Annotated in this window: 26 protein-coding genes; 7 read left to right on the top strand and 19 right to left on the bottom strand. The window is 69.6% G+C overall.

Going from position 1 to position 25,151, the window contains the following annotated elements:
• A partial coding sequence (locus tag O3W51_RS42595; RefSeq protein WP_269289137.1) for a PucR family transcriptional regulator occupies positions 1 to 566 on the top strand: 566 nt, incomplete at its 5' end.
• Between the two features lie 56 nt (positions 567 to 622).
• On the opposite strand, the gene O3W51_RS42590 is transcribed toward O3W51_RS42595, so the two are convergent.
• Positions 623 to 2,002: an MFS transporter gene (locus O3W51_RS42590; RefSeq protein ID WP_138356009.1), complete on the bottom strand. Its 1,380-nt coding sequence runs from the start codon at positions 2,000 to 2,002 to the stop codon at positions 623 to 625.
• Between the two features lie 1,402 nt (positions 2,003 to 3,404).
• Here O3W51_RS42590 and O3W51_RS42585 point away from each other — a divergent pair.
• Positions 3,405 to 4,508: a hypothetical protein gene (locus O3W51_RS42585; RefSeq protein WP_269289135.1), complete on the top strand. Its 1,104-nt coding sequence runs from the start codon at positions 3,405 to 3,407 to the stop codon at positions 4,506 to 4,508.
• Between the two features lie 44 nt (positions 4,509 to 4,552).
• Here O3W51_RS42585 and O3W51_RS48635 read toward each other — a convergent pair whose 3' ends face one another.
• A complete protein-coding gene (locus O3W51_RS48635) occupies positions 4,553 to 4,732 on the bottom strand; it encodes a hypothetical protein (RefSeq protein WP_331284143.1) in 180 nt (59 codons plus the stop codon).
• 444 nt (positions 4,733 to 5,176) lie between these two features.
• Between O3W51_RS48635 and O3W51_RS42575 the strand changes: the two genes are divergently transcribed.
• Positions 5,177 to 5,575 (top strand): nuclear transport factor 2 family protein, encoded by a 399-nt coding sequence (locus O3W51_RS42575; protein WP_198357427.1) that lies wholly within the window; start codon positions 5,177 to 5,179, stop codon positions 5,573 to 5,575.
• Between the two features lie 330 nt (positions 5,576 to 5,905).
• Here the strand turns inward: O3W51_RS42575 and O3W51_RS42570 are convergent, their stop codons facing one another.
• The 7 genes from O3W51_RS42570 to O3W51_RS42540 form a co-directional block, all read right to left on the bottom strand.
• Positions 5,906 to 6,151, bottom strand: a complete 246-nt coding sequence (locus O3W51_RS42570; protein WP_198357426.1) for a hypothetical protein — start codon at positions 6,149 to 6,151, stop codon at positions 5,906 to 5,908.
• 13 nt (positions 6,152 to 6,164) lie between these two features.
• Positions 6,165 to 6,437: a glutaredoxin family protein gene (locus O3W51_RS42565; RefSeq protein ID WP_198357425.1), complete on the bottom strand. Its 273-nt coding sequence runs from the start codon at positions 6,435 to 6,437 to the stop codon at positions 6,165 to 6,167.
• 2 nt (positions 6,438 to 6,439) lie between these two features.
• The gene (locus O3W51_RS42560) at positions 6,440 to 7,126 is read right to left on the bottom strand and encodes a peroxiredoxin family protein (protein WP_198357424.1); all 687 of its coding nucleotides are present in this window, start codon (positions 7,124 to 7,126) and stop codon (positions 6,440 to 6,442) included.
• Positions 7,119 to 8,099, bottom strand: coding sequence for a cytochrome c biogenesis CcdA family protein (locus O3W51_RS42555; protein ID WP_198357423.1), 981 nt, complete (start codon positions 8,097 to 8,099; stop codon positions 7,119 to 7,121). The genes O3W51_RS42560 and O3W51_RS42555 overlap by 8 nt, the downstream gene beginning before the upstream one ends.
• 206 nt (positions 8,100 to 8,305) lie before the next feature.
• The gene (locus tag O3W51_RS42550) at positions 8,306 to 9,280 is read right to left on the bottom strand and encodes a M56 family metallopeptidase (protein WP_198357422.1); all 975 of its coding nucleotides are present in this window, start codon (positions 9,278 to 9,280) and stop codon (positions 8,306 to 8,308) included.
• Entirely contained in the window at positions 9,277 to 9,648 is a 372-nt protein-coding gene (locus O3W51_RS42545) for a BlaI/MecI/CopY family transcriptional regulator (RefSeq protein WP_198357421.1), read from the bottom strand. Before O3W51_RS42545 ends, O3W51_RS42550 begins: the two co-directional genes overlap by 4 nt.
• 789 nt (positions 9,649 to 10,437) lie before the next feature.
• Positions 10,438 to 10,659 (bottom strand): hypothetical protein, encoded by a 222-nt coding sequence (locus tag O3W51_RS42540; protein ID WP_198357420.1) that lies wholly within the window; start codon positions 10,657 to 10,659, stop codon positions 10,438 to 10,440.
• Positions 10,660 to 11,003: 344 nt separating this feature from the next.
• Between O3W51_RS42540 and O3W51_RS42535 the strand changes: the two genes are divergently transcribed.
• Positions 11,004 to 11,747, top strand: coding sequence for a hypothetical protein (locus O3W51_RS42535; protein WP_198357419.1), 744 nt, complete (start codon positions 11,004 to 11,006; stop codon positions 11,745 to 11,747).
• A 62-nt stretch (positions 11,748 to 11,809) separates the two neighbouring features.
• Here the strand turns inward: O3W51_RS42535 and O3W51_RS42530 are convergent, their stop codons facing one another.
• Both O3W51_RS42530 and O3W51_RS42525 read right to left on the bottom strand, forming a co-directional pair.
• Complete coding sequence (locus O3W51_RS42530) at positions 11,810 to 12,157, bottom strand: DUF2752 domain-containing protein (RefSeq protein WP_198357482.1); 348 nt, start codon at positions 12,155 to 12,157, stop codon at positions 11,810 to 11,812.
• A gap of 86 nt (positions 12,158 to 12,243) precedes the next feature.
• Complete coding sequence (locus tag O3W51_RS42525) at positions 12,244 to 12,894, bottom strand: class I SAM-dependent methyltransferase (protein ID WP_269289131.1); 651 nt, start codon at positions 12,892 to 12,894, stop codon at positions 12,244 to 12,246.
• Positions 12,895 to 13,152: 258 nt separating this feature from the next.
• On the opposite strand from O3W51_RS42525, the gene O3W51_RS42520 reads away from it, so the two are divergent.
• The gene (locus O3W51_RS42520; protein ID WP_198357417.1) at positions 13,153 to 13,953 is read left to right on the top strand and encodes a cytochrome c biogenesis CcdA family protein; all 801 of its coding nucleotides are present in this window, start codon (positions 13,153 to 13,155) and stop codon (positions 13,951 to 13,953) included.
• 33 nt (positions 13,954 to 13,986) lie between these two features.
• Here O3W51_RS42520 and O3W51_RS42515 read toward each other — a convergent pair whose 3' ends face one another.
• From O3W51_RS42515 to O3W51_RS42490, 6 genes are all read right to left on the bottom strand, one after another.
• Positions 13,987 to 14,562, bottom strand: a complete 576-nt coding sequence (locus tag O3W51_RS42515) for a TlpA family protein disulfide reductase (protein WP_198357416.1) — start codon at positions 14,560 to 14,562, stop codon at positions 13,987 to 13,989.
• Entirely contained in the window at positions 14,559 to 16,562 is a 2,004-nt protein-coding gene (locus O3W51_RS42510) for a copper resistance CopC/CopD family protein (protein ID WP_269289128.1), read from the bottom strand. The genes O3W51_RS42515 and O3W51_RS42510 overlap by 4 nt, the downstream gene beginning before the upstream one ends.
• Before the next feature lie 263 nt (positions 16,563 to 16,825).
• Complete coding sequence (locus O3W51_RS42505; RefSeq protein WP_198357415.1) at positions 16,826 to 18,091, bottom strand: MFS transporter; 1,266 nt, start codon at positions 18,089 to 18,091, stop codon at positions 16,826 to 16,828.
• Entirely contained in the window at positions 18,088 to 19,227 is a 1,140-nt protein-coding gene (locus O3W51_RS42500) for a PLP-dependent cysteine synthase family protein (protein ID WP_198357414.1), read from the bottom strand. The genes O3W51_RS42505 and O3W51_RS42500 overlap by 4 nt, the downstream gene beginning before the upstream one ends.
• 964 nt (positions 19,228 to 20,191) lie before the next feature.
• A complete protein-coding gene (locus tag O3W51_RS42495; RefSeq protein ID WP_198357413.1) occupies positions 20,192 to 20,824 on the bottom strand; it encodes a DUF305 domain-containing protein in 633 nt (210 codons plus the stop codon).
• Between the two features lie 85 nt (positions 20,825 to 20,909).
• Positions 20,910 to 21,242 carry a DUF6153 family protein gene (locus tag O3W51_RS42490; protein WP_269289139.1) on the bottom strand — a complete coding sequence of 111 codons (333 nt, stop codon included), beginning with the start codon at positions 21,240 to 21,242 and terminating at the stop codon, positions 20,910 to 20,912.
• Between the two features lie 327 nt (positions 21,243 to 21,569).
• Between O3W51_RS42490 and O3W51_RS42485 the strand changes: the two genes are divergently transcribed.
• Positions 21,570 to 21,938, top strand: a complete 369-nt coding sequence (locus tag O3W51_RS42485) for a BlaI/MecI/CopY family transcriptional regulator (protein WP_198357412.1) — start codon at positions 21,570 to 21,572, stop codon at positions 21,936 to 21,938.
• A complete protein-coding gene (locus O3W51_RS42480; protein WP_198357411.1) occupies positions 21,935 to 22,846 on the top strand; it encodes a M56 family metallopeptidase in 912 nt (303 codons plus the stop codon). The genes O3W51_RS42485 and O3W51_RS42480 overlap by 4 nt, the downstream gene beginning before the upstream one ends.
• A 175-nt stretch (positions 22,847 to 23,021) precedes the next feature.
• Here the strand turns inward: O3W51_RS42480 and O3W51_RS42475 are convergent, their stop codons facing one another.
• Together O3W51_RS42475 and O3W51_RS42470 are read right to left on the bottom strand one after the other, a co-directional pair.
• Positions 23,022 to 24,254 carry an IS701 family transposase gene (locus tag O3W51_RS42475; RefSeq protein WP_443048397.1) on the bottom strand — a complete coding sequence of 411 codons (1,233 nt, stop codon included), beginning with the start codon at positions 24,252 to 24,254 and terminating at the stop codon, positions 23,022 to 23,024.
• A gap of 130 nt (positions 24,255 to 24,384) precedes the next feature.
• On the bottom strand, positions 24,385 to 25,151 hold a 767-nt coding region (locus tag O3W51_RS42470; RefSeq protein WP_269289122.1), incomplete at its 5' end, for an MFS transporter.

The raw sequence follows: 25,151 nt of genomic DNA, 5'->3' as shown, positions 1-25,151 counted from the left end.
GCCTGGCCGCCGCCCGGGACGGCGGCACCGTACTGCTGCTGCCCCTGGAGGACGGCGTCGACGCGTCGACGACCGCCCGCCGGCTGGCCGCGCAACTGGGCGCGGCCGTCCACGCCGAAGTCACCGTGGGCGCGTCCACCCGCGTCCCCGCCCCGGCCGCGCACCCCGAGGCGGTCGCCGCGGGATACGCCGAGGCGCAGCGCTGCGTCGACGCGCTGCGGGTGCTCGGCCGGGGCGGAGAGGGTGCCGCGGCCGAGGACTTCGGCTTCCTGGGCCTGCTGCTGGCCGACTCCCGCGATGTCGGGGGCTTCGTCCGGCGGACCATCGGCGCGGTCACCGACTACGACACCCGGCGCGGCACCGACCTCGTCCGTACCCTCGACGCGTACTTCGCGAGCGGGATGAGCCCGGCCCGCACCAAGGACGCGCTGCACGTCCACGTCAACACCGTCGCCCAGCGCCTGGAGCGCGTCGCCCAGCTGCTCGGCCCCGACTGGCAGCAACCGGAACGCGCCCTCGAACTCCAACTGGCCCTGCGCCTGCACCGGCTGGGCGGCACGGGCTGAACCGCCGCCGGTCCGCGACCACCCTCCTGGGCGCGGACCGGCTGATCCTTCCGCGGTCAGCGCGGCGCGGTCGCGGCGGTGGCCGCGGGCGCCGGGTCCGCGGCCCGTTCCGGTTCCACCGCGGTGAGGTCCCGGCCACGGGTCTCCTTGGCGACCGCGACGGCGACCAGGGTGATGACGGCGGCGAGGACCACGTACAGGGAGATCGGGGTGGACGTCCCGTAGTCCTTCAGCAGCGCGGTCGCGATGAGCGGTGCGGGCGCGCCGGCCGCGACCGAGGCGAACTGGGCGCCGATCGAGGCTCCGGAGTACCGCATGCGGGTCGAGAACATCTCCGAGAAGAAGGCCGCCTGCGGCGCGTACATCGCGCCGTGGAAGATCAGTCCGACGGTGATCGCGAGCACCAGCGAGCCGAAGTTCTCGCGGTCGATGAGCATGAAGAACGGGAACGCCCACAGCCCCACCCCGGCCGCGCCCAGCAGGTACACGGGTTTGCGGCCGATCCGGTCGGACAGCGCGCCCCAGGCCGGGATCACCGCGAAGTGCACGGCGGAGCCGATGAGTACGGCGTTGAGCGCGGTCTGTTTGCCGAGCCCCGCGTGGGTGGTCGCGTAGACCAGGACGAACGCGGTGATGACGTAGTAGCTGATGTTCTCGGCCATCCGGGCGCCCATCGCGACCAGCACATCGCGCCAGTGGTCCCGGAACACGGCCACCAGCGGCATGCGTTCGACGGGATCCTCGGACGTCCGCGCCGCGGCCTTGGCCAGCGCCGCCTTGAAGACCGGCGACTCGTCGACCGACAGCCGCACCCACAGGCCCACCATCACCAGCAGACCGGAGAGCAGGAACGGTATCCGCCAGCCCCAGGCGAGGAACGCCGAGTCCGACATGAGCGCGGTCAGCGCGGAGAGCACCCCCGTCGCCAGCAACTGCCCGGCGGGCGCCCCGGTCTGCGGCCACGACGCCCAGAACCCGCGGCGCTTGGCGTCCCCGTGCTCCGACACCAGCAGCACGGCCCCGCCCCACTCACCCCCGAGCGCGAAGCCCTGCACCAGCCGCAGCACGGTCAGCAGCACCGGCGCGGCCGAGCCGACCGTGGCGTGGGTCGGCAGCAGACCGATGCAGAACGTCGCGCCGCCCATCATCAACAGGCTGATGACCAGCAGCTTCTTACGCCCGAGCCGGTCACCGAAGTGCCCGAACACCAGGGCGCCGACCGGCCGGGCGGCGAAGCCGATCGCGTAGGTCAGGAACGACAGCAACGTGCCGACCAGCGGATCGGAGCCCGGGAAGAACAGCTTGTTGAACACCAGGGCGGCGGCGGAGCCGTAGAGGAAGAAGTCGTACCACTCGATGGTGGTGCCGATCAGGCTCGCGGCGACGATGCGCTTGAGGGACGAAGGTGCGGGTGGAGCGGATGCCGAGGCAGCCATGGTCACCACTTCCGAGCGGGGACGGGGACGATTCGATGTCGCCACACCGTAGGAAGCCACTGGTCAGGCGCACATGTGGTGGGACACCACACTTTCGGGGTCGGGTGTCCGCGCGGCAGTTATGCGCGGCATCGGAAGCCAGGCCGGCGCCCTCCGGTGGCGCCATACGCCCCGCTGCGGGGATGCGGCTTTTGGCACACTTCGACGTGCGGTGCTGGCTCCCGTGCTGGTTCGGTGCTGACTAAAATCCCCTGTCAGCACCCCTGATCACCTCTCCCGTGCTGGTTTGGTGCTGACTACGGAGCGTTGAAGCCGTGAGTCCGGTCCGAGTGGGTGCTGCAGTCGGGCACAGTTGATTTTCGCTGCGCCTCCGGTTTTGGTCCGGCCCTCCGTGTACCGAGCGCGACTGCCCAAGGCAGACTCCTCGCCTGTCTGTCAGCTGCATTCGGTTTGCCCTGGCCCTGGCGCGTTGGGGGATGCGCAAATGCAAGTTCTTCGTCTACTGGTGGTACTCGGATCGCGCCCTTCCTGACCGCTATAGCGGCCGCAGTGGGTTTGAGCTGAGGGATGTTGGTCCGCGTATGGTCCGGATTTTGGTCCGCTGACGGCTTTTGTTCTCTTGGGGGCTGCGGGGCCCTTCCGGCGCTCGGCATGCCCAGCCGCATCGTTGGGAAGTCGACGCTCTATCTGTATGGCTTGCGGGTGCAGCTCTTGGGCGCGTGCTGGCTCGCCGCCACATCGCCTCATCGGGGTGCCATGGGGCATCTCGACCACTTACCGATGACGCACCTTGTGGAGCGCGTGGCCATCCTTGAGCCGGTCACAAGGGGCTCCTGAACTGCGTCTTTGCACGTGCGCATTATGTGTGGTGTGGGCGTTACGGACGATAGCTTGACGCTGAAATGACGCTCGTAGTGCTCGCCCGACGCTCGTTCTGATGGGGCGGCAGGCTTCCTGTTGGGCAGATCGAGCCCTGTTGAGGTGGCGAGTGTTTAGGGGCCCGAAGGCGGGTCACGCTGAGCGCAGAGCCGCTGGTTCCGGCTGATCAGATGTCGCGGAAGGGACCGGGCGGGTCCGTGACCTGCCGGGATAGTCGGCGGCGGGGCGCTGAACAGCGAAGATGGTCTTTCGGCTGTTTCGCGGTCATGCCCGTTGATGCGGCCGGAAGTCCCAGAAAAGTCCCAGGGGGATCCCAGGGGTGGTGGCCATTCTTACGGCTCTGCGCAGAGATCGAGGCTGCCGGTCAGCAAGAGTGTGGCCATGCCCGCGCGGAGGTCAATGAGGCCAGCCGTTCTAACGGCGGCATGGTCGTCATCACGGCGATCCGGCGTCTACGGACGACGGTGTTCAGGTAGGGTCCGTCGGACCCTTGGCGTCGACGAACGACGGAGCATGGCGCGAAGTGACCAGTCGAAAGCGTATTCCGGCGCCGTATGGTGAGCGGCCCATCGCGCGCGCTCGACGCGCGAAGGCACTGGAGTTGATCGAGCGTCTAGTCGCAGAGGGGCGTGTCTGTCTCGCCGATCCCGATGACGACGAGGTTGCGGAGTGGCGGCGAGTAGTCGATTACGCCAAGCGGCATGGCCTGGAACCGCAGGGCAGACGCATCGAGAAGGCGCGCTTCGGCGCACACGGGCTGGTGATGCGGCTCGCCGAGGGCCCTCACCCCAACTCGCGGAGTCAGCGGCCGAAGGCCGATGCTTCGGTGGTGCCGGTCCCCACACGACTGAGTTCTCTCCATCCGGCTGTGGCCGCACTCAAGGACGATGACGGACAACTGGTCATTCGCGATGTGCTTCGTCGCCGGTCACTCCTGATGCTGCAGTCGCTGGCTGCCGAGGCGGTGCGGCGAGGGTACGAGGTCAGGCAGAGCCAGTCGTACCGTTCACAGCGCGAGGGCGGAATGGACGTGGTGGTCGACGGCTTCGCGTGCGCCGTCGCCGTGAGGCAGGAGTTTCCGCAGTCGACGAATCCAGAGCGCTCCGCGCGGCTTGTCGTCGAGCTTGACCATGGCCGGTCCGGTCGGCCGGGGCGCTGGCGAGATCGCAAGAGCAGGGTGCTTGAGGACGCCTTGGGGGTGATCCTTGGGGAGATCGAGGCGCGAGCGCTGGAGGCCGCTCAGCGCAGAGAGTGCGAAGAGCGGGCTGGGGCGGAGCGCGAGATCCGCTGGCGGGCGGCCATGGAAGAGGCGAGGAGTCGGGCCGTTCGCGATCAACTCGCTGAGGTACTGCGCGAAGAGGCAAGACGCTGGCAGGAGGCCGCCGTCCTCGGTGCGTACTGCGATGCTCTGGAACGCCGTCTTGCCGAACCGGGCAGCGGCGTGGACGAGCTAGCTCCGGAATCGGCCAGACGCTGGTTGAAGTGGGCACGTGAATTCGCCAGGTCGATCGACCCCTTGACCCGGCTTCCAGAGATGCCGGCTCCTGGGGAGCCAACGCCAGAGGAGCTCAAGTCATACCTGAAGGGGTGGAGTCCCTACGGACCAGAACGTCGGGGCGGGCGGTGAAGCACAGGCCGGTCCACCAATATGGATCCGAAACTCAATTGGTTCTATTCGAGGGTGTAGCGGATGTAGGGACCGCCGAAGTATCCGCGGATTATGTGTGGCTGGTGTTGGCAGCGGTGGAAGAACCTGCGGGTTTCGGCCGGGCATTGGGCCTGGTCGCGGGCCTGGCTGGGTATGGGCAGGCTGCGTTTGAGGTCGGCGTTGACCAGTTCGTCGGGGTTCAATTCCGGTGAGATACGACGGCAGGTAGCGCAGTTGGATCCGGTCGTGCGCGGAGTGGCCGTATGGGACGACATGGAGCTTGTGGGTTAAGTGGCCCGCGAGGCGGTCGAGGAAGCGGAACACCACTCCGGCGTCGAAGGTCTCGGGGAACACATTCGCCGGCTTGGGTGTGCCTGGGTAGATAGACGATGCCCGGGTTGGTGAAGCTGGCGCCGGTATTGCAGGAGTCCTTGTTCCGACGGCCACTGTCGTCCTCGGTACAGCCACCCGTGGGAGTGTCTTTTTTCTTTGTGTATGCCCCGACTGCGTCACCCTGTGCGGTGAAATCCTCGCCATGCCGGCGGATTCGCCCCATCGCGGATAGCGCGGGAAGCGGCGTACATCGCCGCTCGCGACCACCTGGCCTGGGCGCATCCCTCTATTCAGCGAAGAGAGAAGACCGACAGATGGGCGAGACCGCACAAACCATCGCCGCCCGGCTGCAGGAGGCGTTCGAAGCCGGGGACCTGGCGCAGCTGGGAACGCTGTTGGATCCGGGCGTTCGGTGGGGCGGCAAGGAGGACACCCCTCAGACCTGCCACTCGTGCTCCGATGTGCTGGTTTGGTATGGCCGACTGAGCGCCGAAGGGGTGCGCTCCCGGATCACCGAGACCATCGTGCGTGACGAGGCGGTGGTGCTGGGCTTTGACCTGGCGGGACCCGAACGCGGCCCCGACGGCGAGCGCCCGAACCAGATCTTCCAGGTCTTCCGTCTCTCGGGTGGACCGGTCACCGACATCCGCGGCTACCCGCAGCGCGCCCTGGCGCTGGCCGTCGCTGACGTCCCGGCACCTACGAGGGGATAACGCGCGGGAAGTCACCGCAAGGCGTCCGTGCAACCCGCGCCGCTGCGGGTCGTTGGCCAGGATCTCAGCGCCCAACCGCGCCAGTCCCTTCTGTGGTTGAGCGTTGACCCGGCTCCCCCTGGGACGGGGACTCGGCGCGGAGCCGGTCGCGCTCTGCCGTGGTCTGCTTGATCTGTTCGCCGAGGTCTTCTGCCGCTTGCGAGGGCGGGCAGCAGCCGCGGGCGGCCAGCGGTGCGGTGCCGTGATGGTCTTTGCGCATGGGGCGCACGCAGCACCAGTAGGTGACCACGGCCGCCAATGCGGTCGCTCCGATGGGGAGCAGCCAGCTGGTCATCGGGACGCGCCTGCAGGCTTGCCGAACGAGACCGGAGTGTCCGTCGGGTCGCCGATGGGAGCCTGCTGCGCGGCGCGCAGCGCGTCTATCTCGGCGCGCAGTGCGGCGAGTTCGCGTTCCTGTACGGCGCTGGTGCCGTGGCCGGCCTGTTGTTTGTTGCTGGGGCGCATCAGGAACCACATCATGACGCCCATGCCGAGCGGGCACATCAGGGCGGGGAGGATGTAGAGGATTTGCTGCATGGTTTTCGTCTCCTTAGCGGGTGGTGAGGGTGCGGCGGAGTTTGCGTTCGGACAGGCGTCCGTGGGCGAAGGGTTTGCCGTCGAGGAGGATGCCGGGGGCGAACAGCACGCCCATGTCGAGGGCGAGTCGGCGGCCCTCGTCGGTGGCGAGGCCGATCTCGGTGATGTGCAGAAGGTGGTCGGCGCCGATGCGGGCGAGGACCTGTTTGGCGTGGTCGCACAGGGCGCAGTCGGCCTGGGTGAGCAGGGTCACCTGTACGGCGGTGCGGGCGGTGGCGTCGGGCATGACTATTTCGCCTTCCCCTGAAGGTCGGCCAGTAGTTTGTCGGGGGCGACGTACATCGTGTACTTCGGGGCACCGCCGTAGTCGCCGCGCCACTTGATGGTTCCGTCAGGTCCAACCAGGACGAAGGTGTGGCCGTCGCGGGAACTGCCCATCATCCCGTAGGAGTTGGCGTCGAAGGTCTTGGACACGGCCAGGTCCGGGTCGGCGAGCACCGGCGTGGACAGCTTCATGTCGCGGGTCTTGCGGGTGATCAGGTCGGCGGGGTCGGTGGTGATGGACAGCACCTGGTCGATGCCGGCGGCCTTGACCTTGGCTGCCTGCTTCTCCAGGTCTTTCATCTGGTCCCAGCACGGCTGGCAGGTCAGGCCCTCCTGGAAGTACAGCAGGACGGTCTTGCCCTGGTAGTCGGCGAGGCTGATCTTCTTGCCGGTGCTGGCGTCGAGGGTGAAGGCGGGGGCGGCCGTGCCCGGGCCGGGCTTGCCGATCTCGTACCCGCCCGGCCCTCCGGAGGCGGACGTGGAGCGGGTGAAGACCGCGTACAGCGCGCCGGTGAGCACGGCGGCGAGCACGATGCCGACGGTCCAGAAGGTGAGGCGGCGGCGGTTTTCCGCGCGCTGCGCTTCGGCTTGGGTGGCGGCCGCTTTGGCCGTGCGGGCGGCGGCTTTGGACGGGTGGCGGGTGTTAGTCATCGGCGGTGATCCCGGTGGTCTCAAGTGTGGGGACGGGGGTCGCGCAGCAGGCGGGGTGCTCCGCGTCGGACGGCGTGGCGGAACCTGCGGGCGCGGTCTTGTCATGGGGCGGCGGGGCTTCGCTGCGGTGCCGGCGGGCCTGTCGGACGAGGAGGACGGCGGCCGAGGCGAGCAGGAGCGCGAAGGCCCAGCCCGGGAGCCATGACAGCCACCCGGTCGCCTGCGCTGCCCAGTGCTGGAGGTCGGCGGCCAGGCGCAGGCGCCACCCGCCGTCTCCCATGCCGGGCCCGGTGAAGGCGATGACGACGGTGAGCGCGCCCATGCCGATCAGCAGCAGCCCGGAGGCCAGCGTGCCCGGAGATATGCGGCGCTTGAGCGGCCCGAGGGTGAGGGTGATTTCGCGGCCCTGCAGCAGGCGGGAGGAGCCCCAGTCGCGGCGGTCCCACACCAGAGCGAGCGCCGCCAGAGGGGCGACCATCCCAGCCACGTAGGTCGCGGAGACCACGAGGGCGGCAGGGAAGGAGGCGGTTGCCCCGGACAGGACGGCGACGCCGGCGAGCACTGGGGCGCAGCAGGAGCTGGCCGCGCCGGAGAAGAGCCCGAGCCCGTAGACGGATCCGATGCCCGTTCCGGTGCCCGGCGTGCCACCCGTCGGCATGGGCAGGCGCGGCTTCCAGCCGGCCAGTACGGCGATGCCGCCGGCGGCCATGGCCAGGCCGCCGATGGAGAAGACCGCGAAGTGGTGCCCGGAGACCAGCGCGGTGATGGCGGTGGCGCCGAGCCCGATCGGGATGATGACGGTGGCCACTCCGGCGGCGAAGATCAGTGTGGCGGCGAGGATGCCGCGTCTGCGGTGGAACCCGGTGGCCAGATAGGCGGGCAGCATCACCGACACGCAGCACGGTGCCAGCAACGCCACGATGCCGCCGAGGAACGACGCGAGCAGCGTCGTGCCGAACAGCAGTCCTTGCATGTGCTCTCCAGGCTCCGGAATCGGCGACGTCAGAACGTCACTCTAATACCAATCACCTAAGGAGTATAGGAGAAGAATGCTGGCGGGACCGCACATGCGAGTCCGCGACGGTCATCTACCGATGTGGCTCGGGGGGAGGCTTGTGCAACTCGCCTGCGGAAAAGGCAACGAGGGGACAGGTCAGGCGCGTTCGGGGGTATGCCCGGTCAGCGCGTGGCGGCTGCCGCGCTCACGGCGCTCGGGGGGCAGTAGTGCAGGTGAGCGGCGGTGGCGATCGGTGTGGCCAGGCCGATGATGGGGAGGGCCAGCAGGGCGGCGACGCCAGTGAAGGTGAGCGCGGTGCGCAGGCGTCCGAGCGGGTGGTGCGGGACGATCAGACGTCGTACGCGTTCGGCGGCAGTGCTGCCTCCCGCGCCGAGCGCGGCGGCGGGTGTGCGGGCCCCGGCCAGGTTGAGCAGTGCTTCGGCCAGCGTGATGCGGTCGGCGCTGCGGGCCGCGACGTCGTCGGCGAGCAGCTCTACGAGCCGGAGGGTCTCGGCGTGGGCGCGGGTGAAGAGCCGAATGCGCGGGAAGGCACGGGCCAGGCCACCGGACCAGGCGAGCACCAGGTCGTGCCGCTGGTCAAGGTGGGCGCGCTCATGGGCGAGGGCCGCCGCGAGCTGCTGGTCGTCGAGCAGTCGCAGGGCGGCGGTGGTGACCACGATCCGGCGGCGCCGGCCGGGCAGGCAGTACACGGCGGGTTCGTCGGAGTCGACAACCACCGCGCCCAGGTGGACGGAGGGGGTGCCGACCATGGTCAGCACACCGTGGTGGCGGGCGCGGCTACGTAGCGCCCCGGCCAGGGAGGCGGCCACGCACCAGGCCGCGCGGGCAAGGACGGCCAGCGCCAGCACGGCTCCAACCGCGGCTGCGGCAGCCCCGCCGGGGGTGGCGTACTGATCGCGCAGCGCCATCACGCAGGCGCGGAACAGATTCGCGAGGTCCGCGCTGACTTGCACCGTGGGTACGACCAGGGCGAGCCCGGCCAAGACGGCGGACACCAGCAGGGAGACGGCTGCCGCCTGCCAGGCGATGATGCCCAGCCGGGGAGCGCGTGCGGTCCAGCCGCCGCGGGCGAGCAGCCTGGGGGCCGCGAAGGCGAGCAACGCGGCGTATGCGAGAAGGATGAGCGCCGCGCTCACCGTGCGGACCCCTGGGTCTTGGCGGCGTTGAGCAGCTCGCGCAGCGCCGCACTCTCGCCGGGTTCCATGCCTTCGACGAACTTCACCAGCATCGCCGCGCGGTCGTCGGCGACCGCCAGTGCTTCGTTCATCAGCCCGGCCACGTAATCCTCGCGACTGGCGGCGGCCTCGTAGACGTTGACCCTGCCGCGCTTGACGCGGGTCATCCAGCCCTTGCGGTAGAGGATGTCCATCACCGTCTGGACCGTGGTGTAGGCGGGTTCGGGCTCGCGGTCGAGCCGTTCGAGGACGTCGCGCACGCAGACCGGTTCGCCGGTGCTCCAGACCGCGTCCATGATCGCGGCCTCCAGATCGCCGAAATGCGGCATGGCACCTCCCGTATCGCGTGAACGCCCGCACCCATCCTAAGCCGTCTAGGAGCCGGCGGGCCCGAAGGCGCTCCCCGGACGGCGTTCACACGTCTGGGCGATCATCGCGCGGCATTCCCTAATCTCCTAAGGAGACACTTAGGGTGATCGCGAAAGAGCACTCCGTGACGTCTGTCGCGACGTGCGGACAGGGAAGGATCTCCCGCATGAACTCTGCATTGATCGCCCGCGGTGGCGTGGTCGCCGCGACGGCTGTGGCTGCTGCCGCAGGCTTCCTCGGTCTGGGCCAGGCGCATGCCGCCACCATGCCCGGGGCGGCCGCAACGACAACAACCTCGTCGTCGCCCACCGCTTCCGCACCCACAGTTAGCATGCCGGGCATGCCGATGGCGGGCATGGCCGTCAGTGTCCGGGACCAGGCGTGTACCTGCTGCGACGCGGCCCCCTGCCCGTGCTGCCTTCCGGGCGCGGACTGCTGCGATGGCGGGGAGTGCTGCGACTGCTGCACGCAGGACTCCGGCGCCCGGACGCCGAACGATTCGCCCTCCGCTCCGGGGCACGACGACTGCTGCCCCAGGGGCGCCCAAGCGACGGCATAGGGGAACGGTGGGCGGCGGCCGTAGCGGGCGGCCGCCCGCCGGATTCCGCCTGGACCGGCTGGCGCTGGTACACGCCGCCAGGGCGAGCCCGAGGTGATGACGAGCGCGAGCGCACGCCGGGCCGCACGGCGACAAGCCGCCGCGGGAAGGTCATGTCCGCGGGCTCGTTCCCGCGCGGGTCGCGCCCCGGTCAGAGGTGCTTGGGCTCTGATGGCCGCGCCTCCTGGGCGTCGGCATCGCGCTGGGTGGCACGCAGTTGGTCGATCTCTGCCTGGAGCCGGGTCAAAGTGGCAGCCTGGTCACTGGGCTGTTCTGACGCGGGCTTCTTCCCGCCGCGCATCATGAACCACATCATTGCGCCCATGCCGACGGGGCAGGCCAGCAGCGGCAAGGCGTAGAGCAGCTGAGACATCTGGACTCCTCCCTCGCGGCCGGCGCGAAGGCCCGGCCGTGCAAATAAGGTTTCCATATGTACTAAGTAACTTAGGCCACTGGGGAGTGTTGCGCGAGGTCTATCCGCTCGGCGCTTCGCCTGCGGATGACGGAAGGGGGGAAGGCGGAAGGACGGCGTGGCCGCCGCACTTCAGCCCCTGGCCGCCGCGCCCCATCGAGGCGCGTTGACATGCTGCGGGGCGGACCGGCCCGATGTGGGACCGCCCAATGAGCGAAAGGTAGCCACCCCTCGCCACTCGCCTAATATCCTTAGTAAGATCGGCGTAGCGAAGATCCGGAACACCACGGACGAGGAGAGGTGCCATGGCCGGCAAGAACCCGAGGCCCAAAGCCGGCAGCGGCGGGAAGTCCGCGAAGCAGAGTGCCCGGGAGCGGGTGGCTGCCGCGCGTGCCGTCGAGGCTCGCAAGGAGCGGCGGCGCCGGGTGGCGTTCATATCCACCGTGGGCGTGATCGGTGCCGCCCTGATCGGAGGCGTGGCTTGGGCCGTGGTGGCGAACGGCGGCTCCGGCGGGAGCGGCGGAAAGGCGAGCGGGCCGCTGCCGGCTCCGGTGGCGTTCGGGAGTGCGACGGCGCTGCCGCCATGGGCGGCTCCGGCGGATGCTTCGGCGGGCGCGAAGGCGGCGGGGATGAAGGTGTCGGCCATGGAAGGCACTGTGAACCACTTCCACGCCCACCTGGACGTGATCGTCGACGGCAAGCCGGTTCCGGTCCCGGCGAATCTGGGGATCGACCAGGCCGCGCAGGCGATGTCGGAGCTGCACACCCACGACGCGTCCGGGGTGCTGCACATCGAGGCGCCAGCACACCGCCGCTACATTCTCGGCCAGCTGTTCAATGAGTGGGCGGTGCACTTGGACGCGCAGCAGGTCGGCGGTCTGAAGGCCGGTGCGGGCAAGGAGCTGACGGCGTATGTGGACGGCAAGAAGGTGGCCGGTGACCCCGCGTCGATCGAGCTGACCGCGCACCGGGAGATCACCCTCGTCTACGGGGCCGCCAACGCTTCGGTGAAGGTGCCGTCCTCATACGACTTCCCGAACGGCGAGTAGCCGGTCTGCGGCGGCCGATGACCGCCCTGCCGCGATGACTGCCCGTGCGGTCATCGCGGCAGTCAATGCCGGGCCAGCAGCAGACTCGCGTGCAGCTGCTGATTCACCTCCAGGGCGATCACCGCGATCGCGAGCGCCGTCAGCAGTCCCGGGCTCCAGCGCAGCCGCACTGTCAGCCACCGCCCGGTGAGCCGGCCGTAGGCGGCCCGCAGCACGGCGAGGGACATGACGGCCACCACCAGCGGGCTGGCCGGGTTGTAGCGGAACGCGGCGACGAGATCCCCGCGCAGGACCAGACGTACACCGCGGGTCATCCCGCAGGCGGGATCCATCACCCCCAGGAAGTGGAGGGGGCCGTGCAGGTCCAGGGGCGGCAGCCCGAAGACGGCCAGCGCCGCCGCGATCGCCATTCCGCTCACGGCCGGGATCGTGAGGTAGCGGTGACGGTCGCGCGACTCCCACCGCGTCGAGAGCAGGGGGCGCTCCGCGATGCGGCTCACCGGGTGTCTGGCAGCCGCTTGTGTGCGACGCCGATGATGGTGGGTGAGGACGGCGCGGTGCGGCCGTTGACGAGGAAGTCGAAGCGCCGCACATGCGCTACGGCGAATCCGGCGTCGGTGATGGCGCGTTCGGTGTCGCGGGTGAGATGGCAGCCGCCTCCCACCCGGGTCCACAGCGGGTCCAGCATCCTCTGCAGCCGTGCCCGGCGGGTCCGGTCGGCCTTGACGTGCTCGTAGAACCGCAGTTCCCCGGCCGGGCGCAGCACCCGCGCGGCCTCGGCGAGCACCCGGGGGACGTCGCCGACCGTGCACAGCACCAGCGAGGCCACGACCACGTCCACCGAGCTGTCGGGGGCCGGCAGGTCCTCGGCCAGGCCGGCGCGGACCTCGATGGGCACGGAAGCCTCGGCGGCGGCCCGTTCGGCCTGCGCGCGCAGCCGGGGTTCGGGCTCGACCGCGACGACGTGCTCCACCTCAGGCGGGTAGTGCCAGAAGTTCGCACCGGTCCCGGCGCCGATCTCCAGCACCCGGCCCCGGATGCCGACGAGCAGCTCCTGGCGGTGCTCGACCGCGCCATGGGCCTCGGTGAAGGCGTTGATTCTCGGATAGATCCGCGCGAACAGCGGATGGGACACCTCGGTCGGCACGCTTCCTCCTTGCGGCGTCGGGAAGGTAGGCCCACCCGCCACCGTCATCGATCTCCTGCACCACTCGGCCAACTGGCACGGCCCGGACCCATCTCCCGCCGCAGGCGCGCAATGGGCGCTGCGCGGTGGCAGTGGACCCCGCCGCCCAACACGTACATCCACCTAAGTAGATTAGGAGGTGGCTCGGGGTGCGGCAAGGCGACCGGCCGTCCGCGCGGCATTCACCATTCACCCATCGATCCGACCTGGAGGCTGTGCATGAGTCAGGGCATTTCCGAACTCGTCGCGAGCGGGCCGCTCCTCCTGGCGGCGCCACTGGCGCTCGCCGCCGGTGCGGTGTCGTTCTTCTCGCCCTGCTGCCTGCCTCTGGTGCCCGGCTATCTGTCGTACGCGACCGGCATGTCCGCCGACGACGTGCACGCCGCGTCCACGGCCGAGGGCACGTACCCGGGAGCGGGGGCGGAGCGGACCGGCCGGGGCCGGATGGTGACCGGGACGCTGCTGTTCGTGCTGGGCTTCTCCGCGTTGTTCGCCAGCTACGGCGCCGCACTGGGCGCCGTCGGCACGTTGCTGCTGGCCCATCAGCGTGGCCTGGCCCAGATCCTCGGCGCCCTGACAGTGCTCCTAGGATTGATGTTCCTCGGCGCGTTCGAGCACCTGCCCCTCGCGGGGAAGACCTTCAAACTGACGTACCGTCCGCGTCTGGGCCTGGCCGGGGCGCCGTTGCTGGGTGTGATGTTCGGGCTCGGCTGGACACCGTGCATCGGCCCCACGCTCGCCGCCGTGCTCAGTCTGTCGGTCACCACCGGCAGCGCCGGACGCGGCGCGCTGCTCGCCTTCGTCTACAGCCTCGGACTCGGCATCCCGTTCCTGCTGGCTTCCCTGGCCTTCCGCCGCGCGCTGCGGGCCTTCGGGTTCGCCTGCCGCAACGCCCGCGCGGTGATGCGCGTCGGCGGGGCGCTGCTCATCCTGGTCGGCCTGGCCCAGATCACCGGCGTGTGGGCGTGGCTCATCAGTGACATGCGGGGCTGGATCACCGGCTTCCAACTGCCGCTGTAGCACCGGACCGGGCGCGCCCGCCGTACCGCCCGGTCAGCCCTTCTCGACGACCAACTCCACGGCGGAGTACAGCTCGTCATAGGTGGTGGCGCCGAAGAACACCGCCGCGATCCGGCCCTTCCGGTCAAAAACGTAGGTGGACGGCGTGGCCTGCGGGGCGAGCGAACCGAACCGCAGCGACAGCTTCGTGGCGGGGTCGTTGAAGCTGGGATAGGTGATCCCGAAATCGTGCTCGAAACCCAGTCCCGCGACGGGGGTGTCACGGACGTCCACACCGACGAACCGCACCCCCTGCCGGGAGGTCTCGTCGGCCACGCGGCGCAGCCCCGGGGCCTCCTTGCGGCACGGAGTGCACCATGAGCCCCAGAAGTTGACCACGATGACACTGCCGCGCCAGTCCGCCGTGGACAGGTGCTCCCCGGTCAAAGTGGTGCCGTCCAGGACGGGCGCCGCAGGGCGCTCGGCCGCCGGAAGGACCGTGCGGGTCTGGCTCACTGTCGTGCTGCCTGCCTCGGCGGTCCGCAGGCCCTGGAGCGCGAACACCCCGAGCACCGCCGCCGCGGCGGCCACCAGCAGGACTACCAGCGTGCGGATACGCGGGCGCGTCATGACTTCTCGTCGCTCTCCGGATAGATGAAAGTACGGGTCACCAGATGGTTGGGAGCGGTCAGCGTCTCGCGCTGAGGGCGACCGTCGGCGTCCACAATGAGTTCGATCTGGGTCTTCTCGGCCGGGTAACCGAGGAGCAGAGTGGTGGTCCCGTCCGGGCCGGGCACGGTGTTCACGTTGGCCGCGCGGCCGCCGCTGTAGGGCTCGCTGGTCAGGAACCGCTGTCCTGTCGGCGTGAGGGAGTGAGGAGTGCCCAGGCCGCGAGTGGTGTCGCTGGTGACCCGCTCGTAGACGGTGAACGCCCCGGTGCCGCGCAGGACGCTCGCGACGCGTTCCAGCGCGCCGGGATCGGGATGGGCCGGCCAGGGCACCGCCACCGACGCCGTACCCCCCTGCCAGCCGTCCGCCGCCACCCGCACCGTCAGGTGGCTTGCGCCCTTCTCCCAGGCAATCGGCGCCACGAAACACCCCACTCCACACCCGCGCACCCGCAGGGTGCGTGTGGCACCGGCCGGATCGGCCAGGGCCGCCGAGAGCCGGTACCCGGCGTCGGCCCCCGGTGCGTCGGAACCCGGAGCGGTCAGCTGCAGCACCACCTGGCCGTCGCTCGCCGTCACGCTCACGCCGATCTCCCCCGTACGCGCACCGACTTGAACCACCGGCCCGGTCGCTGGCGGCGCTACCCGCAACGCGCCCCCGCCCTGCCGGGGCGGCGCCGACGCGCCCAGGACCGCGGTCACGCCCAACACCGCCACCAGCACCCCGGCCTCGGCTCGCAGCAGGCGCACCGGCACCGAGTTCTGCCGCCTCCGCAGACGCCACCGCGCTGCCAGCGCGCACCCTGATACCGCCACCACCAAGCCGAGTTTCACCAGCAGCCAACGCCCGTACCCGGTCGACGTCACCGCCGACAGCGGAACGACCACCAGCGCCGACACCACCCCGGTGGCCACCACTACGGCGAACAGCCAGGCCGCCAGCCGCGCGTACGAACCCAGCACCGCCCAGCTCGCAGCCGGTGCCGATCGCCACCGCACCGCACACCGCACGACGTACACCAAACCGCCCACCCACACCATCGCCGCACCCAGATGCGCCACGGTCGTCAGCGCGCCCCAACCCGCGAGAAACGCCTGCGGATGCGCCCGCAACCCCTCGGCGACCACCACGCCCGAAACCGGCACCCACACCCAGCGCGGCAAACGCCACCCGACCACCCCGGCTGCGGCGAACACCCCCGCCTCGACCAGCGCCAGGACCCCGGGCCGACTGTCCAGCTGGCCCAACGCCGGATCCGTCACTGCCGAGAGCACGCTGCCGTCCCCGACGATGACCGCCACCAAGCCCAGGGCAGCCACAAGCCCGGCCAAAACCGCAGGCAGTGTCCACTGGCGGGGCAGCCGACCCGCGTCGGGCCGATGGCGACGCCCCCACCGGACCGCGACCGCCTCTCCGATGACCATCGCCAGCGCGGCGAACAGGATCCACCGCAACGCCGTCGTCACGACCTGGCCGGACGTGGCCGCAGATCCCAGACCACCCTGGGAAAGCGCGCCTTGGGCAGAGGGCCCGACCGCGAACTGATAGCTCCCAGTCACCGCGTCGCCATCCTGGGCAATGACCTGCCAGGTCACCGTGTACACCCCGGACCGAAGCGCACCCCGCACCGCAGCGGTCATCACGCTCCCACCGCTACCGAGGACCGCGGAATCGACCTGCTGTTCCGCCCCGTCCGACCCGGCCACCCGTACCGCACGGCCCGACGGCGTAACCCGCTGATCAAAGATCAACATCAGGGACGTCGGAGACTCCGCGACACTGCTGCCCACCGTGGGCGTTGTGAAAAGCAGCGACGCATGCGCCGAAGCGGCAGGCGCCCACCCCACCCCCAGCGCCAGCAGCGCCGCCACCCCCGACAACACCAGGCCCACCCGCTGCCGCAGACGCCCAGCGACCTGCCACCGACCACGCACCTCGCCGTTCAGAACGCCCTCCAGCATCACCGTGCCACGCGGGCGGCACCAACCCCGTCCCAAAGCTCCTAAGCAGCATAGGCGCATCAGGTCAGGGCGATGCCGCGGGGTGACGGTCGGCCGCGGGCCAGGGTGCGGGACTGTCCGGAAGTTCGAAATGCGTCGAAGTTTTCGTCAGTCGGCGCAAAGCGTCAGTCGTCTTGCGCGCCGGAGCCCAAGGTCCACGTATCGAGCATATTCAGGAACGGGTTTCTCGATCAGCTGCGAGGCTGCGCCACCCATTCGCAGCGCTACACGGGTTGGGGCGTAAGTGCGGCGAGTCGTCCGGTGTGGGAGAGCGTGAGGACGGCTCCGGCGCAGGCCAGGCCGGTGGCGGTCAGGGCGAGCCAGACCAGCCATAGGGCATGGTGCTGTTGGGCGAGGTCCCACAGCGAGCCGGTGGCGAGGTTGCCGAGGGTAATGCCGAGGCCGGAGATGGTGTTGTACAGGCCGTAGTGCGTGGCGACCAGTCGGTCGCCTGACAGGGAGACGATCGTGTCCATCTCGAACGGGTAGACCACGGCGCTTCCTGCGGCCAACAGGATGACGGCCGAGGCCAGGGCGGCCAGCATTCCCAGCGTTGTAACCCGGCCGGATCCGCCGGAAGCGGAGGCCAAGGCCAGGGGCAGAAAGGCTGTTCCCATGGTGGACAGGCCACGGACCAGTGCTTGGGAGGAAGTCCAGCGGGCCTTGGCCCATCTGGTCAGTCGCAGTTGGCCGGCGACGGCGACCAACGCCGAAAGTACGAACAAGCCGCTGGTCGCCTCGGTTCCAACTGGCCCAAGGGCTTGACCTGCGGCCAGGGGGAGCGCGAGGTAGACCTGGAAGGCGAGTACGTAGGAGCCGATCATCGCGACCGAGAAGAGCAGGAACGGCCGGTTGGTAGCTACCTGCCGCCACTGGGTCAGCACCCCGGTGCGCTGTTCACCGGCCGGGTACCGGCCGCCGCGGTCGGGCAGTGCCCGCCACTGCAGCACGGTCAGGGCCGCGAAGATTCCTGCTGCGACAGTGCACACCAGACGGAAGTCCGCGACAAGAAGTCCCAGCCCGACCAGCGGGCCCATCAGCATCCCGGCCTGGTAGTACACGTTGAACGTGGCGAAGGCGTCCACCCGCCGGTCCCCTGCTTCGGCGGCCAGGTAAGCGCGTACGGCCGGATTGAACAGCGCTCCGGCGAAGCCGGTGGCCGCCGACGCGAGGATCAATGCGGGGAGCGCGTCGACCCACCCCAACAGTGCGAACCCTGCGGTACGCAGAAGACAGCCGGCCAGGATCGGGGCTTTGTACCCGTAGCGGTCGGCGATGGTGCCGCCGATGAGGAACATGCCCTGCTGGGACAGGTTGCGCACCCCCAGCACGAGGCCGACCGCCCAGGCGGCCAGGCCGAGGTCGCCGGCCAGGTGCGCGGCCAGGTAGGGCATGAGCATGTAGAAGGCGAGGTTGATGGCGAACTGGTTGGCCATCAGCAGTTGTACGACGGGCGGGAAGGAGCGGCTCTGGCGCCAGAGTGATGTCATCGGGCGGCCCCCGCCAGTCCAAGCACGCCGATGCCGGCCAGCGGGTCGAGGACCGTGGTGCACCGGGTCCATCGGGTAACGGTGTGCTGCGACGGATGGGTGATCTCGTCGGGAGCGTCTGCGGGGATGTGTCCCAGCAGACGGTGTTCACGGCAGTAGGCGTCGTCGAAGACGGTACCGACGTAGCGTTGCGGGCCGTCGGGGAAGACCGCGACGATCCGGGCCTCAGCCGGGAGCGTGCTGGCGAGGTGGCGGGCGACCAGGGCGACTGCGCCCACGCTCCATCCGCCGGTGGCGTACCGGCTGCGGGCCAGCGAGCGAGCAGCCCAGACCGCTTCGGGTGCCGCGACCCAGTGGATCTCGTCGAACAGGCCGTAGTCGACGTTGCGGGGGTAGATGCTGCTGCCAAGCCCGCGCATCAGGCGTGGCGCCGCGGGCTGCCCGAAGATCGTCGATCCGGTGGTGTCCACCCCCACCACGCGGAGGGCGGGGAAGAGGCCGCGCAGCACGGAGCCGATACCGGCCGAGTGTCCGCCGGTGCCCACGCTCACCACCAGGGCGTCGATCCGGCCGAGTTGGGCGACCAGCTCGTGCGCCAGCGGCTGGTAGGCCGCCGCGTTGTCCGGGTTGTGGTACTGGTCCGGGCACCAGGAATCCGGATGGACCGTGAGGAGTTCCTCCACCCTCTGCCGGCGGGCCTGCTGCCAACCACCCTCCGGATGCGGGCGCTGCACCACCTGCACGTCGGCGCCGTAGGCGGTGAGCAATCCGGTCATGAGGGGCTCCATGCCCGGATCGGTGACCACCGTGACCGGATGGCCGAAGGTGACTCCGGCCAGCGCCAGCCCCAGACCCAGGGTTCCGGAGGTGGACTCCACGATCCGCGCCCCAGGAAGGAGCTCGCCGCGTTCGCGGGCGGCCCGGACCATGTAGAGCGCCGTACGGTCTTTGATCCCGCCGGGATTGTGGCCCTCCAGCTTGGCCCAGAACCCGCGGTCGGCGGCCGTGAACGGCTCACCGACCCACAGCAGCGGAGTGTCGCCAACCAAGCCGGCCGGGGACAGCACGGGAAGGGCGGCCCTGATCAAGGGCTGCGCCGGCGAGAAGGCAAGGGAAGTCGATCCAAGGGGGCGCATCGCGCACCTCTCCCGCGGCCGGCCCCTCGGATGGACTGGGCCGCTGTGTTCGTGACGGTCGATCAGGACGCGGGGAAGCCCGCCTCGGCCGCACGGGCGCGATACTGCCGCACCCGCTGAGCCGGACGGTCCGTCCAGATCAGGTCCGCCATACCCCCAACGCCGCCCGCACCTGCCCGTGAGCGAGACCGCCCGCCCCTGGCCTGGATGCGGCAGCCGCCGGCGGTCCGGTTCCGCCAGGGACCAGCTGCACTGCCGCGACACTTTGGACGGAGCCCTGTGTTCCCGGCTGTGCAGGGGCAATCGGTCCCTGCTGCGTCACGACGGGGGCATCCGCTCCCTGGCAATGCCCAGACTCACGCGGGGACGAATCGCGGCCCGACGTGAATCCGACGACGGGTACGGCTGCCGACACTGCGGAAACAACCGGCCGCGAATCCATGCGTCCCTGCGCTGTGGCCTCCGGCCCGTGTGCGCAGCCGAGCACGTGCAGCATCCCCGTCAGCACCACGACGAGTACCGCCGCGATCCATGACGGGCAGCCGCGTGCCCGAAGAGCCTGCATATCGCTGAGTGTAAGCGATCAGTCACTTAAAGTTCTCATAAGGTCTAGGCGGCGTGTGGCGTATGCAGACGCCGCGGTGACGGCGGTGAGCAGCATCCTCTTCGACCCGGCCACCACACCGCCTCAGCGCTGTCACCGAAACAACTGCTTGCCGAGCGGTTCGCCCGCGGCGACATCGGCGAGCAGCAGTACCAGCAGGCCCTGACGGCGCTGCAATCCACCGCGCCCAGTCCACCTCTGCCCAAGCGCAGATGACACGCCCCCGACGCCGAGAGTTGGGCTCCAGCAGCGCCTGTGCCGGATATCCGCAGCGGGTGTGAGTACTGCCCGCGCACCGCTGTCTTCGACCGGGGCGGGGGCCGACTGTGTGAGCCGGCTCCCGCTCTGTGATTCGTGCGGTCAGCTCTTGCCGATCAGCTTGTTCATCTGCGTGATCTCGGACGTCTGCGCGGAGACGACCGCGCTGGCGAGTTCCTTGGTCGGAGCGTATTGGCCCTTTGCCTTCTCGGCGTTGGCCATGGTGATCGCGCCCTCGTGATGGTTGACCATCATCTGCAGGAACATGGTGTCGAACTCCGGCCCGGACGCCTTCTTGAGCTTGTCCATGTCGTCCATGCTCATCATTCCGGGCATCCCGGCGGACATGTCCATCCCCTGCATCGTCGCGGGGACCTGCTCACCCCATGAGGTGAGCCATGTGGACATGGTCATGATCTCGGGGTCCTGCGCGCCCTTGATCTTCGTGGCCAGGGCCTTGACGTCGGCGGAGGCGGCGCGGGTGGCGGCCAGGTCGGCCATTTCCACCGCCTGTCGGTGGTGCGGGATCATTTGCTTCGCGAAGTCGACGTCAGCGGCGTTGTGCTCATCGGCGGAAGCGGGGGCCGAGGTAGGAGCTGTCGTGGACGGCGACGAGCTGGAATCCATGGATCCCATGTCGTGGCCGCTGCCGCCGCAGGCGGCCAACGCCAATGCGGCTGCTGCCGTACCTGCGACAAGGACGGTACGACGGATCAGGGAACGACGTGCGGTCATGAGGTGTACTCCTGGGAGTGAGGTAGCAGGGCATGCCGTCTTGGACGCGGGGTCTGCGGGCGCAGCCGGCGTCGTGGGGCTTGCTCTAAATCCTCAGGAGCTGCAATTCGGCCAATGTCGGTGGCGCGCGCCCGCCCTCGGCTGTCCCGTACAACCAGGGAACAGCGGCCTGCGACGCAAAGGTCAGGCATGCCAGGGCCAGGCCGGGATCGGCTAGTGCCAAGGCGTCGCCCACGGCACCGGACGCGCAGGTCACATCAGCGTGGTGCACTGGACCGTCACACCCGTGACTGCCGTCAGGGCAGTCGCCCATGGGGGGCGCAGCGACGGTGTGTGCCGTAACGGCGGCCATCCGATGTCCGGGCATCTGCGCGCCTGACGCCCCCAGGGCATGCATCCCCAGCAAGCCAGTGATCACTGCAAAAAAGAGCAGCACGGGCAGCCGCAGCCTCAGCTGGGGTCGTACGCTCCTCGCCTGACCGATCACCGGCCCATAGTAGGCATACGCCGTCCGCCGCGGACGGGAAGCCCTGCGGATGGGACGGGCGCACGATGGCCGACCGGCGGGCCTGCGGACGCCAGCCACTGCGGTGAATGGCCCGGATGGGCCCGAGCCCTGCGGGACATACACCCGTGCCACGAGAGCGGCTGAGCGGGCGATAGTTCCCGCTTCGGCGGATGTGGCCCTGCTGATGGCGCCGCCGTCTACTATGTTCCTAAGTACTACGTTGGAAGGAGCGCGGGTATGCGGCGGCTGGGGGACCTCGAGGCGGAGATCATGGACCGCTTGTGGACATGGAAGCGTTCCGCGACGGTCCGCGAGATCGTCGATGACATCAACCTCCAGCGGGACGTCGCATACACCACGGTGATGACGGTGGCGAACATCCTCTACAGCAAGGGTTGGCTGCTTCGCGAGAAGCAGGGTCGGGCGTGGACCTACGCGCCGGTCCGCAGCCGCGAGGCGTACTCCGCCGCCCTGATGGAGGACGCATTGGGGACCAGCGAGGATCGGCCTGCCGCCCTGGCGCACTTCGTCGAGCACATGTCCACCGATGAGGTCAGTGCGTTGCGCAAGGCGCTGCGGGCCGCCGGGCGGCGGACCAACGCGTGAACCCTGCCGTCGTGCTCATCGGCTACGGGGCCCTCACGGGATTTCTCGTCCCCCAGGTCCTGGTGCGCAGTTCGTGGCCGCACCGGGCCCCTGCTCTTGCCGTTGCCGCATGGCATGCGTTGACCGTGTCGTTTGCACTTTCTGTCGCACTGGCCATCTACCACCTTGTCGCGCCTGACGAGCATTTTCACGCGGGACTCGTCGGCCTCCTGCACTCCTGCGGCCTCGCCTCGACGACGGACTCCAGCAGCCTGGACTCCACCGATGGACTTAGCCTGGCCGCGCCCCTTGGACTCCTGGTATTGCTCCTCGGAGCATTCACGTTCGAGTTGGGCCGCGCGCGCGGGGCTCGCTCGAAGCACCGGCGAGTGTTGGACATCGTGGGCCGGCGCTCGGAGCGATTGCGCGCCACGGTGGTGGAACACTCTCTGCCTGCCGCCTATTGTCTTCCGGGGCGCTGTCCTCGCGTGGTAGTCAGTCAAGGGGCGCTGGACCTGCTGTCCGCGCAACAGCTCGACGCGGTGCTGGAGCATGAGCGCGCCCACATCGCGGGGCGCCACCACGTGGCAATGGCCGCCGCAGAGGCATTCTTCAAGGTCTTCCGTCGGCTTCCTTTGGCCCGGCACGCCAAGGAGCAGACGACTCTCCTTCTGGAGATGATCGCGGACGACCGTGCTCTGCGCCGCCACGCACCGGAGGTGCTCGCCACGGCCATGTATGAGATGGCAGCTGGAAAAGCACCTGAGGGCGCCTTCGCGGCCGGCGGCGCCAGCGCCCTTCTGCGACTTCGGCGTGTCCTGACGCCACAGGCCACACCTCACCCTGCCCTGTGGGGGTCGCTGGCCGCCGTGGCCGTGACTGTGCCGCTGATTCCCTTCCTGGTCGCCTGCTCGCCCGTCATCGGCTAGTACTCCAGCAGTACTTTGTGGCTTGACCTGGGGAAACGTCGAGCGGTGGGAGTGTAGCGGGCAGGGTCGCGTCACGGACGGATTCTGCCCGCCGGTCCCTCGAAGGAGTGCCCGCGGCGACGGTAGTGGGAGCGGCGGGCCACCAATTGGCGGCGACGACGCCAGAGTGACCAGTTCAGTGCATGGGTGCGGGCACGGCGGTTTCGGGGTGTGTGAGTTGCCAGGAGTCTCCGCACTTCTGCCACAGTGAGCCCGATGACCTCGGCATCCTCACGGGTGGATCCCCCTTTTCGGCTGCTTGCGCGCTCATCGCGGCGAGGAAGGCGTGGGCGAGCATGGCCAGGGTGATGTGCCGGTACCAGCCGACGTAGCGGCGGACCTCGTACTCGTCCAGGCCGCACTCGTTCTTCGCTGCCTGGAAACACTCCTCGATCGCCCACCGGAACCCGGCCACCCGTACCAGTTCCTCCACGGTGACATTCAGGGGCGCATAGCCGAGGTAGTAGGCGATCTCGTCCGGCCGGCTGAGGCTGCGTCGCGCCAGCGCCCAGCGTCGCCGGATCAGCACTCCGTCCTGGTGGTCGTATTCGGCTACTGGGCGCAACTGGACGGCCGCCCAGTCGTATTCGCGCTGCCCTTTCGCGCCCGCGCCGCAGGAACGGCGTTCCCATGCCTGGTCGGGGGCCTGTTTGAAGGCCATGTCGATGCGCGGGCCGGCGAGGGAGAACTGGGATTTCGGGACGGCGAGGACGTAGCCGACGCCGGACGTTTCCAGCATGCGGCGGAAGTGGTTGTCTTGTCCGTAGGCGGCGTCCGCCGTCACCCAGGCGATCGGCAGCGGTGAGGCCAGTGCCCTGTGGACGATCGCCGCGGCGATAGTGTTCTTGGTGGCGAACTCCCGCTCGTCGGGGACCTTGGCGGCGTGGCAGCGGTCACGGTCCTCGGTCCAGGACTTGGGCAGGTAGAGCTCCCGGTCCACCAGGGCGCGGCCGGCCGTGCTGGCGTAGGCGGCGAAGACGCCGATCTGGCAGTTCTCGGTGCGGCCTGCGGTGCCGGAGTACTGCCTTTGGACTCCGGCGGAGGTGGTGCCCTTCTTCAGGAATCCGGTGTCATCGATGATCAGTACCCCGTCGGGGCGGCCGAGTTGTTCGGCGATGTAGGTCTGCAGGTCATCGCGGATGTCGTCGGGGTTCCAGCGGGCGCGAGAGAGCAGGTGTTGCAGGCCGTCGGGGGTGGGGTGGCCGGCGTGTTCGGCGAGCCGCCAGCTGTTTTTGCGGGCTACCGGGGCGAGCAGGGCGCGGACGTAGTCCCGCATTCGGCGGCGGGGTTCGACGCCGCCGAAGTGGTGCCCGATGGTGGTGAAGAGGTCGTCGAGGTCGCGGTCCCAGGTCTCCGCCTGTTCGGTGATCACGGCCGGAGGCTTCCCCGCCCCGGAGTGCCCTCATCGCCGCGGGCACTCCTTCGAGGGACCGGCGGGCAGAATCCGTCCGTGACGCAACCCTGCCCGCTACACTCCCACCGCTCGACGTTTCCCCAGGTCAAGCCACAAAGTACTGCTGGAGTACTAGGAGGCTGCCGGTGGAGAAGGCGGCGGGGATGATCCCGGACAGCATGCTCTGTCCGTGCTGCTCGGCCAGGGCGACGGACCAGACGTTCATGGCTCCGATCGCGAATCCGACCCCGGCGAGAGCGACGAACAGCAGCAGCAACCCCCGGCTGGTCAGCCTGCGGACCGACCGGGTCGTACTTGTGGACTGTGCGGGGTGCCAGCGCCGGGAGGGCGGCGCCAGGGCGACGACGGCGGTACCGATCAGGCCGAGGGCGGCGGTGACGACGAGCGCGCAGGACGGCTCGTACGCGGCGGTGAGCGCGGCGACGAGCAGCGGGCCGACGATGTACAGCAGGCCCTGGCTGCCGGTGTCGAGGGCGAGCGCGGCGTGTCGCATCCGGGGGTTGGGCAGCACGTTCGGCCACAGTGCCCGGAGCCCGGCTTCCAGGGGTGGCGTGGTCAGGCCCGCGGCGACGACGATCGCGGTGGTAAGCGCCGGTCCGCCGTGGTGGCCGGTCGCCGCCAAAGCAATCAGGAGCATGGCGTTGAGTAGGGCTGCTGGCAGGTGTACGGCGGTCTGCCCGTGGCGGTCCATCAGGCGCCCCTTGACCGGTTGGGCCAGCGACGAGGCCAGCCCGTACAGGGCGCTGAGCAGTCCACCGAGGGCGATGCTGCCTCCGGAGGCGGTCGCCCACAGCACGATGGCGACGGGAGCCATGGCGTTGGGGAGGCGGCCGGTGAGGGTGCCGCCGAGGA

Origin of the sequence: Streptomyces sp. H39-C1 (genome assembly GCF_027158125.1) — a bacterium.
GTDB lineage: Bacteria > Actinomycetota > Actinomycetes > Streptomycetales > Streptomycetaceae > Actinacidiphila > Actinacidiphila fildesensis.
Note: the sequence above shows the minus strand (reverse complement) of the source record. Positions and strands in the feature narration are given on the sequence as shown.